The sequence below is a fragment of the Flavobacterium algoriphilum genome (genome assembly GCF_048158655.1).
GTDB lineage: Bacteria > Bacteroidota > Bacteroidia > Flavobacteriales > Flavobacteriaceae > Flavobacterium > Flavobacterium algoriphilum.
On sequence record NZ_JBLNKY010000005.1, the window covers coordinates 252,497 to 266,834 of the forward strand.

Annotated in this window: 13 protein-coding genes; 3 read left to right on the forward strand and 10 right to left on the reverse strand. The window is 33.7% G+C overall.

Annotated elements, in window-relative coordinates:
• The first annotated feature begins 398 nt into the window (after positions 1–398).
• The 3 genes from ACM55G_RS10835 to ACM55G_RS10845 all read left to right on the forward strand — a co-directional run bounded on the left by ACM55G_RS10835 (position 399) and on the right by ACM55G_RS10845 (position 3,311).
• Complete coding sequence (locus ACM55G_RS10835) at positions 399–1,250, forward strand: Abi-alpha family protein (protein ID WP_416843940.1); 852 nt, start codon at positions 399–401, stop codon at positions 1,248–1,250.
• 194 nt (positions 1,251–1,444) lie between these two features.
• Complete coding sequence (locus ACM55G_RS10840; RefSeq protein WP_416843942.1) at positions 1,445–2,623, forward strand: ATP-binding protein; 1,179 nt, start codon at positions 1,445–1,447, stop codon at positions 2,621–2,623.
• 517 nt (positions 2,624–3,140) lie between these two features.
• Positions 3,141–3,311, forward strand: coding sequence for a hypothetical protein (locus tag ACM55G_RS10845; protein WP_416843944.1), 171 nt, complete (start codon positions 3,141–3,143; stop codon positions 3,309–3,311).
• A gap of 226 nt (positions 3,312–3,537) precedes the next feature.
• Here the strand turns inward: ACM55G_RS10845 and ACM55G_RS10850 are convergent, their stop codons facing one another.
• The 10 genes from ACM55G_RS10850 to ACM55G_RS10895 form a co-directional block, all read right to left on the reverse strand.
• On the reverse strand, positions 3,538–5,019 hold the full coding sequence (locus ACM55G_RS10850) for an MFS transporter (RefSeq protein WP_416843945.1): 1,482 nt from the start codon (positions 5,017–5,019) through the stop codon (positions 3,538–3,540).
• A 149-nt stretch (positions 5,020–5,168) separates the two neighbouring features.
• Entirely contained in the window at positions 5,169–5,828 is a 660-nt protein-coding gene (locus ACM55G_RS10855; RefSeq protein ID WP_416843946.1) for a response regulator, read from the reverse strand.
• Between the two features lie 126 nt (positions 5,829–5,954).
• Positions 5,955–7,766: a sensor histidine kinase gene (locus ACM55G_RS10860; RefSeq protein ID WP_416843947.1), complete on the reverse strand. Its 1,812-nt coding sequence runs from the start codon at positions 7,764–7,766 to the stop codon at positions 5,955–5,957.
• Between the two features lie 12 nt (positions 7,767–7,778).
• Positions 7,779–8,366 (reverse strand): DUF4202 domain-containing protein, encoded by a 588-nt coding sequence (locus ACM55G_RS10865; RefSeq protein WP_416843948.1) that lies wholly within the window; start codon positions 8,364–8,366, stop codon positions 7,779–7,781.
• A 29-nt stretch (positions 8,367–8,395) separates the two neighbouring features.
• Complete coding sequence (gene nirD / locus ACM55G_RS10870; RefSeq protein WP_416843949.1) at positions 8,396–8,773, reverse strand: nitrite reductase small subunit NirD; 378 nt, start codon at positions 8,771–8,773, stop codon at positions 8,396–8,398.
• A 77-nt stretch (positions 8,774–8,850) separates the two neighbouring features.
• Entirely contained in the window at positions 8,851–11,358 is a 2,508-nt protein-coding gene (nirB, locus tag ACM55G_RS10875) for a nitrite reductase large subunit NirB (RefSeq protein ID WP_416843950.1), read from the reverse strand.
• A gap of 271 nt (positions 11,359–11,629) precedes the next feature.
• Positions 11,630–12,673, reverse strand: coding sequence for an ACR3 family arsenite efflux transporter (gene arsB, locus ACM55G_RS10880; protein ID WP_416843952.1), 1,044 nt, complete (start codon positions 12,671–12,673; stop codon positions 11,630–11,632).
• Between the two features lies 1 nt (position 12,674).
• Positions 12,675–13,307 carry an arsenate-mycothiol transferase ArsC gene (locus ACM55G_RS10885; RefSeq protein ID WP_416843953.1) on the reverse strand — a complete coding sequence of 211 codons (633 nt, stop codon included), beginning with the start codon at positions 13,305–13,307 and terminating at the stop codon, positions 12,675–12,677.
• Positions 13,308–13,324: 17 nt separating this feature from the next.
• A complete protein-coding gene (locus ACM55G_RS10890) occupies positions 13,325–13,795 on the reverse strand; it encodes a DUF6428 family protein (RefSeq protein WP_416843954.1) in 471 nt (156 codons plus the stop codon).
• Positions 13,796–13,899: 104 nt separating this feature from the next.
• Positions 13,900–14,232, reverse strand: coding sequence for an ArsR/SmtB family transcription factor (locus ACM55G_RS10895; RefSeq protein WP_416843955.1), 333 nt, complete (start codon positions 14,230–14,232; stop codon positions 13,900–13,902).
• Positions 14,233–14,338 lie beyond the last annotated feature (106 nt).

The following is a 14,338-nucleotide window of genomic DNA, read 5'->3' on the forward strand; positions in this document are numbered from 1 at the left end:
ACTTCGTATGTTCGTTTCACTCGGGTCCATTATTCGTTACAATCCATTTGGTCTCCAACCCTTTTTCTAGGCGCCGGCAGGAGCTCCCTGTGGTCGCTCTGCCACTACCAGAAAAAGTGGTTCTCCTCCTGCATGGGGTTTTCACTACTCCCGGGGCTAGGGATTTTGTGTAAAAAGAATGTGAATGTGGTTTTCCGTAAAGTTTACAATTAAGAAGGAATTATTTTTGAAAATAATATAATTGTCAAGCTTTTTTTATCAGATTTTTCGGTAATTAATTTGTATGTTTGAAGGAAGTACCGTTTGATGTTTATCGCTACAATCTACCCAATTTAGGGGTAATAAGTCGGATAACTGCAGTACTATATAGTTGGCAGAATATTTAGAAAAAAGACATAATGGAAAATAAATCTAGTTTAGATATTTTAGGATTAAAACCTATAGGGGATGCTGTAAATACAGGAGTTGAAAAATCATTTCAAGGATTAGAAGGTTTTTTAAAAAGTGTTTGTTTACCTGCTCTCGATGAAATAGGACTTTTATTAAAAGATAAAGTAAGACATTGGAGATTATGCAACATCTTAAATATTATGGAAAAAGCAAAAGGGAAGTTAGATTTTCAGGGAGAATCATTGCAAATTAAATCACATCCAAGAATTGCATTATCCATAATTGAAAACGGTTCTTTAAATGACAACGATGAAATTCAAGAATTGTGGGCAGGGCTTTTTACATCATCGTGCACTGAAGATGGACAAGATGACGAAAATTTAATTTTCGTTGATTTATTAAAACAATTAACTGTTGCACAAGCAAGAATACTCAAATTTTCCTGTGAAAGCTCCAGAAAGATTTTATACAAAAATGGGCTTGTAGTTGGTGATGATCTTGAAGCAGACTGTAATCTTTTAATTGAATTGACAAAAACCAATAATATTCATAGAATCGATAGAGAGTTGGACCATCTTCGTTCATTAGAATTAATACATAGTGCAGGTGGTTTCAAAGCTGCAAGTGAAGAATTAATTGCAAATATAACACCAACAGCATTGGCATTAAATCTTTACATAAAAAGTCAAGGCTATAATATTAATACAGCGGATTATTTTAAACATTCTTTAGTAACGGCTGAACAAGTTCAAAAAGAAAAACAAGAGCTTCACAAAATCGAAATGGAAAAACAAAAAATTGAAGCAGAAAAAAGAAGACAAGAAGAAATAATAATACGTCAAGGTAATGTAAATAATTAATACTTCTGCCAACCGCCGCTTGGCAATATGGCGGGTTTTGGGCTTAATTTGAAGTTGGTTTTGTACTTGTAAAATAGTTATATTAACCGAAAGTTTAGGCTTTCTTAACCCACCATTGAGGAACGTTAGCCGTCAGTTTATAGGAACTTAACAGAAATTGTTTAAATAAAATTATTAATTAAAAAATTTAATAAATGAACTTAATTGAATTGAAATCGAAAGTTGAAACTATAATTTCAGAAATTAAAAATAATGGAGTTTTCCCAAAAGAAAATAATTTAATTGATTATAAACTTAGATTAAATATTACTGCTTCAAAATCAAACATTGAGCTTTTTTCAATGAATTTCGCAAAAGACATTCTTTCATTTTCAAATGCTGACGGTGGAATTATATTAATTGGAATAAATGAAGATAGTAGTGGGAATTATGCTGATACAGGTCTTGATAAACTAAATATTGACCTTTTAACAAATATCGATTTAAATGATGTGACCCAACAATTTGTAAAAATTACCAACGTTGGAGTTTCCTTAGATTTACAAATGTTTCAAGTTGGAGCTAGAAAATTCTTTTACATCATTATCGAAAAAAACAACAACATTCTTGTACCTAAAGATAATTTTCCTGAATACAAAATATTGAACGGAGCAATTTATTACAGAGCTTCAAGTAAAAATGAACACGCTAATATTTCAACTGCAAGTTTCAACCGTTTTATTCAAATGAAAGCAAATGAAAAAAGTAAAGAATTTATGGAAATATGGTCAAAACTTTTGCCTGAAATGGTAGATATAAATCCTAGAGAAGTTCTTATTTTGAATCCTATGCAAAATAAAGTTTACGGTTTTAATAGTAAAGATAATGTTTTATCAGGTAGTGACATTGAAATTGATAAAACTCATAATGGAGTGTTTAATATTATTTTAAATGCTATTACGGCAGGAGAAATTGGTAAAATAACTACGAACGAAGGAAAACCTCTTTATAAAATCGTTGGTGAATTTCAAAACAATAGAGATCATATAATTTTAAGTAATCTTGTAAAAGCAATTCAAAATAAAGCAATTTATAAAATAACAACTGCTCAATTGAAAATATTAATAGCGTATTTGAAGTGGGCAAATAGCTCAGAATTTAAAGTTGATGATCCTGATGAAAATTCGATAAATCAAGATTTTAAACAATTTATTTGGATTGAAACTACTGATAGTTTTTCAAAAAAATCTAAAGTTTATTTTTCATCAGAAGCTATTCAAGAATTAGTTAAATCAATAAATAATACTGGATTACACCAAGAAATATTTGGCAAGGAATTAACGATAAAAGAAATTCAAAAAAAACAAAAAGCTGAAAATCTACATATTGCATAAATACCCCCCCCCCCCCCAGCTAGCCCGAGCGTCACGCTCGTGCCCGCAAAGGATTTATATTTTGGAAAGATAATTGAATCATTAAATTATTGCGAAAAACAAAGAGAAGAGAAATTTGATTATGGGCACGAGCGGGACGCTCGCGCTAGCCATTGAAAACTTAGTGAATAAATATGTTTCTTAAATTATTGGCAAATGCTCGTGCCCACAAACCTAAGTCAATTTTTAATTTAAAACCAATGAGTGGAAAATACAAATTTGCTGAAAAATCTGGAGCATATTTTATAAGTTTCCCCCGCTACCGCACGAATCCTTTCGTGTGGTGCATGTAGATTAAAACTAAACTTAATCTTAAAACCAGTAATTATGAGTAGAAATTATAAATTTACTTCGTCCGTTCGACTATCGTCTCGGGTCATAATCCAGAGGGTTTGTACTTTATAAGTTTCTCAGTAGTAGGTTGGATAGGTGTATTTACTCGTAATGAGTACAAAGATTTATTAATCAACCTATAGAATTGTGGAGCAATGCCGTTATTCAACAAAAGATAGACTATGTACACAATAATCCTGTAGAAGGAGGCTTAGTTTATAAAGCGGAAGATTATGTTTACAGTAATGCCATTGATTATTCAGGTCAAAAAGGATTAATTGACGATGTAGTTGTTTTTAGAATGTTTAGTATTTAAATGATAACGAACCACACGAAAGGATTCGTGCGGTAGCGGGGAATAGAAATTAATGTTTAGATTTTCATTCTATTAAAAACAAAACCGCAAACGCACAGCTTTAATCTGCGAATTTGCGGTTGATTTTTTAGCCTCTACACAAGATGTAAAACCGTAATAGAAAGTGTTATTTACTGGTTTGATTATTAATATTTTTTTTAACTTAAATAACCCATTCAAAAAAGTATTATTTTTTACGTTCCATTTCTCTGGATAGCGTAGGGTGTTTTTCGTTCATAATTTTGGTTACAGTAAGATGCATCCAAACCAGACATATTGCTGAGAATAGCAGGATAAATACCCAAGAGCTTGACCAAATTCCTGTTGCAGTCAATAAATAACTAAAGATTATTGGTCCAAAGAAACCACCAATACCGCCTATCATACCTACCATTCCACCGACAACACCAACTTCTGTAGGGAAATATTCAGGAATGTGTTTGTAAACGGCCGCTTTGCCAATTCCCCAAGAAATACCAATCCCAATTACTAAAACTAAGTATACCCACATATTGGCGTCAAAACGAATGTGAGTTATTCCTTTAGCAACTAATTCCTTTTTCTTTACTTCTTGATTTTGGGTTACAACTACTTGTTGCCAGGAAGTTCGGATGGGAAAAATAGAGCTTTCCATACGTTTTTCTACTTTTTGAGCAATAAGGAAATCTTTATCACCAATTTTTACATTGGTATCAGAAACGGCTGTAATAGTTCCTTTTTTTGTAGCCATTACACCAGGACCTGTTGTAGTAATATCCATTTTTGGGATCATCAATAAAGCACTTAATAGTACAGAAGATCCTAATACCCAATACATCACTTTTCGAGCTCCGAATTTATCGGATAAATAACCACCAAAAGCACGAATCACACCAGAGGGCAAGCTAAACATGGTAGCAAATAATCCGCCCATGACAAGACTAGTTTGATACACGTTCATAAAGTTGGGTAACAACCATTGGGAATACGCAACGAAACATCCAAATACTAAGAAATAATAGGCTCCAAATCTCCATACTCTGACACTTTTTAAGGATTGAAGCATTTGAGAAACCGTTTTGGTTTGGTTCTCTATTTTTTTGTTTTTTGCAAAAACCAAGAATACAACACCAATAACTACCAACGCAGTTCCATATATAATCGGTAATAATTTCCAACCATTTTGTGGGTCTTCAATTGAAAAATGATTCAATAATGAAGGGGCAAGAAATGTAGTTATTGCAGCTCCAGCATTTCCCATTCCGAAAATTCCCAATGCTCTACCTTGCCATTCTTTTGGGTACCAAATAGAGGTATATCCAATTCCAACTGCAAAACTGGTCCCTACCATACCAAACAAAAAGCTCAGCAGGGCAAACATGAAAAAACTATCAGCTAAAGGAAGTAGGAACAAAGGGATAGAACAGAGGAGCAGTAATATGGAGAATACATATTTCCCACCAAATTTATCAGTTAAAATACCTATTGGTAAACGCATAATAGAACCTGTTAGAATTGGAATACCAAGAAGCCAGCCCACTTGGACAACACTCCATTTAAAAATTCCATTGTCTACTAGGAATGTTACTAAAACACCATTTAAAGTCCAACATGCAAAACATACAGTAAATGCAAGTGTATTTAAAACCAAAATTTTATGGGATTGGGATAAAGAGTTTGAATTTTTCATGATACTTATATTTTTTACAAATATAAGTACTAAAACTTAGTTTAAACCTGTGTTTTTGCAGTTTGCTAAAAATAATTAAGTATTTATACTTAATTTATATTGAAGTACGTAGTCTTTGGAAAATTGGAAAGGCTCTTCCTGAAAAAAGATTACAATAAAGAATATTCTGTTGCTTTATTAGAAAGTTCCATAAGATTTTTTACTTTCAATTTTTTCATCAAATTAAAACGGTGAACCTCTGCAGTCCGCTTACTGATGTCTAAAGCTTCGGCTATTTCTTTATTTCCTTTTCCAGATAATAAAAGTTTAAGAATTTCTTTTTCTCTTTTGGTTATCATCAGTTCTTCGTCAAGTACTTGCTTTTTTTCCATTACCCCATACGGATTGTTAAGCTGACCAATTAATATAGAGGAGATGTCGCCACTGAAATATTTTCCGCCATTAGCAATAGTATGGAGTGCTTTAAGAAATTCTTCTTTGCTGGAACCTTTAAGTAAGTATCCATCGGCTCCGGCTCTGATTGATTTTAATACGTACTCTTCGGATTCATGCATAGAAAGCATAACAATTTTTACCATATTGTTTTGACTTCTTAGTTTTTCGACTACCTCAATACCGGTCATATTAGGCATACGAATATCTAAAATGAGTAAGTCAGGTTTGCTTGTTTCTACTATTTTTAGGGCTTCTAAACCATCAATAGCTTCACCTACAACTTCTATGTTTACTTCGTTTTCTAATAATGATTTGATACCATCTCTTACAAATACATGATCATCTGCCAGAACAACTCGAATAGTATTACTCATAATTTACTTAATTTTTAAATCTGATTATTACGTATATTAACCTAAAAATAAAGGCTAAGATACGTATTCTAATGAAATTATTTTATTTGGATTGAAAAAAGAGTGAATTTTGTAATTTTCCGAAGATTATATAGGAATATTGAAAGTAATGCGAGTTCCTTCACCAGGAATCGAGTTGATGAAAACCCGACCATTAATATATTGAATCCTTTCTTTCATGAAAAGCAATCCCATTCCAGACTCGCTGTTTCTTTTTTTCTCGACGGTTGTAATATCAAATCCTTTTCCGTTATCGTCAATCGTAATACTCAAAATTGTGCTGCTATGAGATAATTGTACAATTATATGCGAGGATTCGGCATATTTAAGAGCGTTGTTAATGGCTTCTTGGGTCAGTCTGTAGACGTTAATTTCAATTAAAGAATCCAATCGTTTATCAAAATGGGTCTTATTATAAAAAAGAATATTCTTCCCTGTTAATTTTGATAATTCCTGAGTCAATTTTGCAATGGAGGAAACAATGCCATGGTCGCTCAATTCAGGAGGCATTAGATTAAAGGTGGCGGTACGTACTCCTTTTATAATGTCAAGCGATAATTTTTTCAGGTACTCTATTTTTTGAGCCGCTTTTTCTTTATCATCCAGATTAATGCTTTCCAGACTAAATTTTAAGCCGGTAAGCATTTGTCCAATTCCATCGTGAATTTCTCGGGCAATCCTGTTTTGCTCGTTTTCCTGATTTTCGACAATTTTACTCGAAATAATCTTTTGTTGATTGATTTTATCGGTTACATTTTCGGTATTCAATCGTTCAACTTCTTGTTCCGCTTTCTTACGCTCGGTAATATCAAAACAGATAATCAATAATTCAGATTCTTCTTTTTTTATCGTTACGGGAACCATCGATAAGTCGAGCCAGAGGGATTCGCCATCTCTATTAGTAATATTGAGCTCTCCTTGCCAGCCACTGCGTTGTTTTTCGGCAAGAATCCTGTCAATTACGATTTGCTCTTTTTCTATTGGAGTCAGAACCTGAGAAAAGGTTTTGTCAGAAATAAATGGGTTGTATTGAAGCAGTTTTGAGAATTTTTCACCAATATGAATCACGGTACCATCAGGGGCAACCCGGCAATAGAGCAACGTATTCTCCATGGCATAATTGAGCGATTTCAATTCTTTAACAGAATTTTCTTTTATTTCGCTAATTATTTCCGTGTTATAAGCGAGTTTTAATGCGTTTTTCTCGGAAGATAAAAGTTTAGAAATAAGTTTTTCTACTTTTTGATTGGTCGGTTTAAAGATAAACAAGAATTCCAGTAATAAAACAAATAATGTAAATACTAAAATTGCGTATTCCGTTTTACTTTGCAGCGTCACTTTTTCTAGCGCCTCTTTGTCGTATACATCAACAATTTGGTTCATTTTAGAAAGAAAAACTACTTGGTTTTCAAGGATAGTTTGTACTAATTTTTGATTTTCGGGTTCCTTTGTATTTTGTTTTTTATTTTCTAAAAAAAGCGTTGCAGCGTTAACTATACTGTCAAAATTAGGTTTGATTGCCTTAAATAATACCGAAAGAGTTTTGCTTTTTTCTTTTGGAAAACCAAGGCTGTCATTTCCTTTTTCTAAATTAAAATGGGTAGTTTTCCAAAGCGAAAGCGTTTCGTTAATCCTTGTAATTTCCTCATTTTTTTTGGCAGTATCCGTTACGAAATTGAAAATTAAAACTTCTTTCGTCAACTTCTGGCTCAACATTCTTTGTTTTCCCGAAATATTGATTATTCGGGAATCACTCAGCTGGCTGTTAAGATTGTATTGTATCAACAACTGGCTTAGCAATACCGTAATGGCAATTGTTAATAAGGCGAAAAGATACAATCGCCTTAAGTTTTTAAATGAAATAGTATCGATAGATGATCCTTTGGCGCTTTTTGTCATAACGAAATCAAATTACAGTTCAAGAGACTCTTTGATCAATTCAAGATTCGCAGCACTGTAGTTGATTTTTAAGGCTTCTTGCTGTCCTTTTTCAGACATTTTAAGCCAAGTTTTCAGAATGATGTTTTTCATTTTTTCCCTGTCGTGTTTGTGTACAAAAGGGTCTAAGTAATACTCTAGAAATACTAAACAAATTACATCTTCTAATAGCTGTGTTTCGGCGTCTTTTTTAAGTAATTTTTTTTCGATCAGAAAAGAAACTCTGGCGATAAATTCCTCGCTGTACCCTGCTTTTTCTAAAATAACAGCGGTTGTTTTGGCGTGAAATTTTTTCAAATCTTCGCGCCATTTTAAATAACCCACACGATCCATTGGATAGGATTCCCGTGCTATTTTCCATCGGCAAATGTGTTGTGCTTTGGAGGCAATTTGAACTTCTTCTGATGCATTTGGATGAAAATCCATCAGTCTTTCATACATTCGATTTGAATATAATAATTCTTTTGGATAGCTTATAGCTTGGTATGTTTCGTGGTTTGGATCTTGAGCATTCTCTGCGTCAATCCATTTACTTGCGTTCTGGAATGGTGTTGCTGTCATTAGAAATGTTTAAAATCAAAGATACATAATTATTCCAAAAAGCCAACGAATACTTCATCTTCTACAACTTTTACAGGGTAGGTTGCTATTGAATATTTCTCCCCATTCAGATTGGAACCATCTACTAGAGAAAAAGTTTTCTTGTGCATTGGACAGGCAATCTTTGGAATACCATCTGCAGAACCAGTCATCCCTCTTGACAAGACCATTTCCATTTTGTGAGGACAAGCATTTTGACAGGCATACCATTCATTTCTTCTTTCGAAATTAAAAACGGCAATCTGTTTGTTTTTATATTTAATACATCCTCCTCTATTACTAGAAAAGTCTTTTATTTTTCCGGCTTTGAACCAAACTTTAACGTCTTCTAACGAAACAGCTTTGTAATCGTTTAATATATTTTCCATAATTTTATTTTTTTATCTTTCCATTACTCCCAAAAAGCCGTTGAAGTACTATTTACTGGAAAGAATTTAATTATTTATTACCACGGTTTTGGCATTTTTTGATCTCTTAACGGTACGTATTCGATAGTATCATCCGTTTCATCTGAATTCAAAAAGTGACTAAAACGTTTCATCAATCTTGGTTTTTCAAGTACCTGTTTCCACTCACATTCAAAAGTTCCAACAAGCGATTCCATTTCAGATTCTAATGCTTCACAAATACCGATACGGTCGTGAATGATAACTTCTTTTAAATAATCCAATCCGCCTTCCATTTTATCCAACCAAGTTGCGGTACGTACTAAAGGTCCCGCTGTACGGATATAATACATTAAAAAACGATCTAAATATTTAATAACAGTTGCTTTATCAATTTGCTCTGCTAGTAGAACAGCGTGTTTTGGATTGGCTCCACCGTTTCCACAGATGTAAAGATTCCAACCGCCTTCCACAGCTATCAGTCCAAAATCTTTTCCTCTTGCTTCGGCACATTCTCTAATACAAGCCGAAACGCCTCCTTTAATTTTATGCGGAGCACGAATACCTTTGTAACGATCTTCAAGTTCAATGGCAAATCCTGCACTATCATCCATTCCATAACGACACCAAGCGTTACCAACACAACTTTTTACGGCTCTCAATGATTTTCCGTATGCGTGGCCACTTTCAAAACCATTTTCGATTAGTATTTTCCAAATTTTTGGTAAATCGTTCAAATGTGCTCCAAATAAATCGACACGTTGCGCTCCCGTAATTTTAGTGTATAAATCAAATTGTTTGGCCACTTCTCCGATAACAATTAATTTGTCTGGAGTAATCTCGCCTCCTGCAACCCTTGGCACTACTGAATAGGTTCCGTTTCTTTGAATATTAGCCAAGAATCGGTCATTGGTATCTTGAGTAGTAACGTGCTTGTTTGCGGTGTCATTGTAGATACTTGAAAAAATAGAAGCTACAACCGGCTTACAAACCTCGCAACCATCGCCATTTCCGTGGTGATCTACAACTTCGTAAAAGTTAGTGTATTTATTGATTTTTACGATATCAAATAATTCTTGTCTGGTAAAAAGAAAGTGCTCGCAAATGCTTTCTTTCACTTCTTTGCCAATTGATTTTTGGGCTTCTTTAACTAAATCAACTACCATTGGCTTACAACCGCCACAGCCTGAAGTTGCTTTTGTTAATTTTACCACATCTGATACTGTTTCACAGGTTTCATCAAGTATTGAACAGCAAATTGCTCCTTTTGTTACATTTTCACAAGAACAAATTACGGCAGTATCTGGCAAATCCATAACACTTCCCATACTAGAACTTTCTCCACCTCTTGAACCCAAGATTAAATCTTCTGGATTAGCAGGCAAGGCCATAGCATTGCTATAAATTTGGAACATACCATTATAATCACACGAATCTCCTACAAGTATACCGCCCAGTAATTTTTTTCCGTCTTTGGTTACATTGATTCTTTTATAAATTCCGCTGAATTTGTTTTCATAAACTATGGCTGTCACACCTTCACTTTCTATAAAAGGATCACCAAAACTCGCCACCTCAACACCAATTAATTTTAGTTGTGTGGACATATCGATGGTTTCCCTCATCGTTTTTGCCCCTTTCAGGATTTGTTCAGCAGCTACATCAGCCATTTCATATCCAGGAGCTACAAGACCATAAATCATATGATTATAAAGTGCTACTTCTCCGATCGCATAGATATAAGGATCTGAAGATTGCATCTTGTTGTTTACTAGAATTCCTCCTCGTACACCTACTTCAAGTCCGGAAACTCTTCCTAGTTCATCCCGTGGTTTAATCCCCGCAGAAATTACTAACATATCCACTTTAAGAAGATAATCGCCTTCAAACATCATTCCCGTTATGGCATGTTCTCCAGCAATATATTGTGTTGATTTGTTCAGGTGAATGCCAATGTTGAGTTCTTCAATTTTTGATTGCAACATTTCACTCGCCCCTTTATCGAGCTGTCTTGGCATCAATCGAGGAGCAAATTCTACTACGTGTGGGTTTAATCCTAAATCATATACCGCTTTAGCAGCTTCTAATCCTAATAATCCACCACCAAGGACGGCAGCTTCTGTAGCTCCATTTTGCTTTATTTTCTTGGCGTAAGCCATGATTGCGTCCAGATCCTCAATAGTTCTGTATACAAAAACGCCTTCTTTATCCACCCCTTCAATAGGAGGTACAAAAGCAGCGGACCCTGTAGCTAAAACTAAGTAGTCGTAAGTATGTGTTTTTTCTAAATGGGTATGTATTGTTTTTTGTTCCCTATTAATATCAGTGATTAATTCAGAGGTATTTAGGATTATATTATTTTCTTCGTACCAGTTTGATGTTGATAATGATAAGTCATCAGCGCTTTTACCTGCAAAGTATTCACTCAAGTGAACTCTATCGTATGCGCGTCTTGGTTCCTCTCCAAATACGGTGATTTGATATTCTTCTTGTCCAGATTTTGTGATGAATTTTTCACAAAATTTGTAACCTACCATGCCGTTTCCGACTACTATTACTTGAATCATAACCTCATTAATTAAGTATTATTAGACAAATATAAGTATTAATACTTAATTTTCATACTTAATTTTGTGTTTTTGAAATTAATTGGTAATTATTAAAAAAAGGATGTTTTAAATGGGGTATTTATAATAAAAAACCTCTTTTTATGAAATAAATATTTTGCATTTAGGGGATTAAGTGATTTATAGCAAAAAAAAGCTCCCAAAAAGTATGTGGGAGCTTGAAGTTAATTTAAAATTATGTACTTATGTTTTAAAATTTTTATTTTTGAAATTACTTAGATTGATAATATTTTTTTCTTAACCAAAAAGCGACATTTACTAAAATTATCAAAGCCGGAACTTCTACTAATGGCCCAATAACGCCGGCAAATGCCTGTCCGCTATTGATACCGAAAACTCCAATAGAAACTGCAATTGCCAATTCGAAATTATTACCCGATGCAGTGAATGAAAGCGCTACGGCATCCCGATAATTGGCTCCAATTTTTTTAGAAACAAAAAACATCAGGAAAAACATAATGGTAAAGAAAATCACAAGTGGAATAGCAATTCGAATTACATCCAGCGGTAAATCAACAATCATTTCACCTTTTAAACTGAACATGATTACAATTGTAAAAAGCAAAGCAATCAAAGTAATGGGAGAGACAAAAGGAATAAATTTTTGATTGAACCATTTGTCGCCAATGTATTTCTTGATGGCATAGCGGCTAATTACTGCTAATGCAAATGGAATTCCTAAATAAATCCCAACTGTTGTAGCAATTTGGGCAACCGTAATATTTAATTCCAAACCTTTTATTCCAAATAAAGGCAACATGACTTCCAGGTAGAAATAAGCATATAAACCAAAGAAGAAGACTTGAAGTAAACTATTAATTCCAATTAATCCAGCTGTTAATTCTCTATTTCCCTCAGCTAATTCATTCCAAACAATTACCATCGCAATGCAAGGCGCAATCCCAATAATGATTAAACCGGTCATGTATTCCGGATAATCTTTCAAAAAGAATGTTGCTAATAAAAACATTAAAAACGGACCAATAATCCAGGTGATTAAAAAAGAGGCGGTGAGTAATTTTGGCTTTTCAAACATTAAAGGAATTTTTGAAAAATCAATTTTAGTCAATGGAGGATACATCATTAATATTAATCCAATTGCCAAAGGAACATTGGTCGTTCCGCTTGAAAAAGAATTGATAAAGCCGCTACTTGACGGAATAAAGTAGCCAATAGAAACGCCAATTGTCATTGCCAGAAATATCCAAAGTGTAAGGTAACTATCGAGAAAGTGTAATCTTTTTTTAGCTGCCATTTTATGATTTTATTTGGGAGAATACATAGAACATCTCGGTAGCAATTTGCAAACTGCGTTCCTGATATTTTTCTGCTTGTTGTGGCGTATTGTCAAACGCTTTTGGATCTTCAAATGTGATTGGAATACGCATTTCAGCACCTGCAATAAAAGGGCAACCTCCATCTGCTTGCGAACAAGTCAATATTGCTGCAAACTCCCTTTTGGGGTTAAAATCATCATCATAAGTTTTTGAAAAACCAATAACAGGATGTTCATTGTCGGAATATTTTATGGCATAAATTGGATTATTCCCTATTGCAATGGTTTTAATTTTAAAGCCTGATTGTTCTAGTGTTTTCGCAGCCATAGGAAATAAAGCAGTTGCTTCGGTACCCCCAGAATAACAAAATACATTTTTTATATTAAAATGAGCTGCTGCTGTTTGTGCCCAAACTTGGGATAAATGGCTTCTTCTGGAATTGTGTGTGCAGATTAAGTTTAGCCTGATTTCTTGTTGGTTTGTAGCTTTGTTTTGAATAAAATCAATCAGCGGTTGCAAAATAATTTTGCGTTCTGCTGTTATGTTTTCAAAATCAAAAGCACGGATTACTTTTTCGATTTCAGGAAATAGGATGGTTTTTGTTAGAGTCATTTTATAGTTTTAAAAAATTAGCAACAGCCTCCTCCAGGAGTACAACAGCTTGATTGCGTAGGGATTTCGGATAATTTTATTTTTTGTTTTTCTGCAGGAACGCCACATTGATCTTGTGCTAAACAAGCTGTTTGTTTGTTTAATAGAGTGAATGTTGTTCCGTTGAAACCTAAGTCGTATTTTCCAATCGTTTCGGCTTGATATTCTACTTCAATTTCGTGATCCTCGATTCCTAACACTTTTTCTGAAAGGGCAATAATATCCAAAAGTTTTTGCGGTTTTAAGCGGTGCTCGAAGTCATTGGCATCCCATAATTGGAAATTTACTAGGGTTTCTTTTCGAACTTTTCCACCACAGTCGATAAAGTTTTTGGTGATTAAACCCACTTCGGTTACATGGAAATGTTCTGGGACATAGGTTCCGTTTGGCAATACAAAAGCAACGTCTTCTAACGTACTCAACTGATTTTTAATTTCTGATAATTTCATATGATTATAATATTTGTTTTTTAAAAGGAATATGGTATCGCCATTCCTAAATTATATTGTTTTTTCTGAGTCCTGGCGATTTCATGATTCTAGTATTTTTAAAATTAACAACATTGATTTTTCTTGTTTTCTAAATAGGTATTGATATGCTGGAAAAAGCCTTTTATTTTATTAAAACCTTCTTCGTTGAGACAGTAGCAAATGGCATTTCCTTCAAAATTACCTTTTATAAGACCGGCATTTTTTAGTTCTTTCAAGTGCTGTGAAACGGTAGGTTGGGCTAGAGGCAGTTCGTTTACTATATCACCGCATACACAACTGTTTACTTTGATAAGGTGTTGAATAATGGCAATACGTGCGGGATGACCTATGGCTTTCGCTAAAGTCGCCAATTCATTTTGCTCGTTTGTAAAATGTTCTGATTTAGTAATTCCCATCGTTATATATTTATATTGCAATATTACGATATGAATAAGTAAAAACCAAATTTAGAATACTAATTTTTGTTTAAATTTTTAATTAGCTGTTGCTAATAATACTAAA

Bases quoted from the DNA above. Each gene is read 5' to 3' on its own strand.
- ACM55G_RS10835 (WP_416843940.1), top strand. From the start codon at position 399: ATGGAAAATAAATCTAGTTTAGATATTTTAGGATTAAAACCTATAGGG.
- nirD (WP_416843949.1), bottom strand. From the start codon at position 8,773: ATGGAAAATATATTAAACGATTACAAAGCTGTTTCGTTAGAAGACGTT.
- ACM55G_RS10865 (WP_416843948.1), bottom strand. From the start codon at position 8,366: ATGACAGCAACACCATTCCAGAACGCAAGTAAATGGATTGACGCAGAG.
- ACM55G_RS10860 (WP_416843947.1), bottom strand. From the start codon at position 7,766: ATGACAAAAAGCGCCAAAGGATCATCTATCGATACTATTTCATTTAAA.
- ACM55G_RS10890 (WP_416843954.1), bottom strand. From the start codon at position 13,795: ATGAAATTATCAGAAATTAAAAATCAGTTGAGTACGTTAGAAGACGTT.
- ACM55G_RS10850 (WP_416843945.1), bottom strand. From the start codon at position 5,019: ATGAAAAATTCAAACTCTTTATCCCAATCCCATAAAATTTTGGTTTTA.
- ACM55G_RS10855 (WP_416843946.1), bottom strand. From the start codon at position 5,828: ATGAGTAATACTATTCGAGTTGTTCTGGCAGATGATCATGTATTTGTA.
- ACM55G_RS10895 (WP_416843955.1), bottom strand. From the start codon at position 14,232: ATGGGAATTACTAAATCAGAACATTTTACAAACGAGCAAAATGAATTG.
- ACM55G_RS10840 (WP_416843942.1), top strand. From the start codon at position 1,445: ATGAACTTAATTGAATTGAAATCGAAAGTTGAAACTATAATTTCAGAA.
- ACM55G_RS10885 (WP_416843953.1), bottom strand. From the start codon at position 13,307: ATGACTCTAACAAAAACCATCCTATTTCCTGAAATCGAAAAAGTAATC.
- nirB (WP_416843950.1), bottom strand. From the start codon at position 11,358: ATGATTCAAGTAATAGTAGTCGGAAACGGCATGGTAGGTTACAAATTT.
- arsB (WP_416843952.1), bottom strand. From the start codon at position 12,673: ATGGCAGCTAAAAAAAGATTACACTTTCTCGATAGTTACCTTACACTT.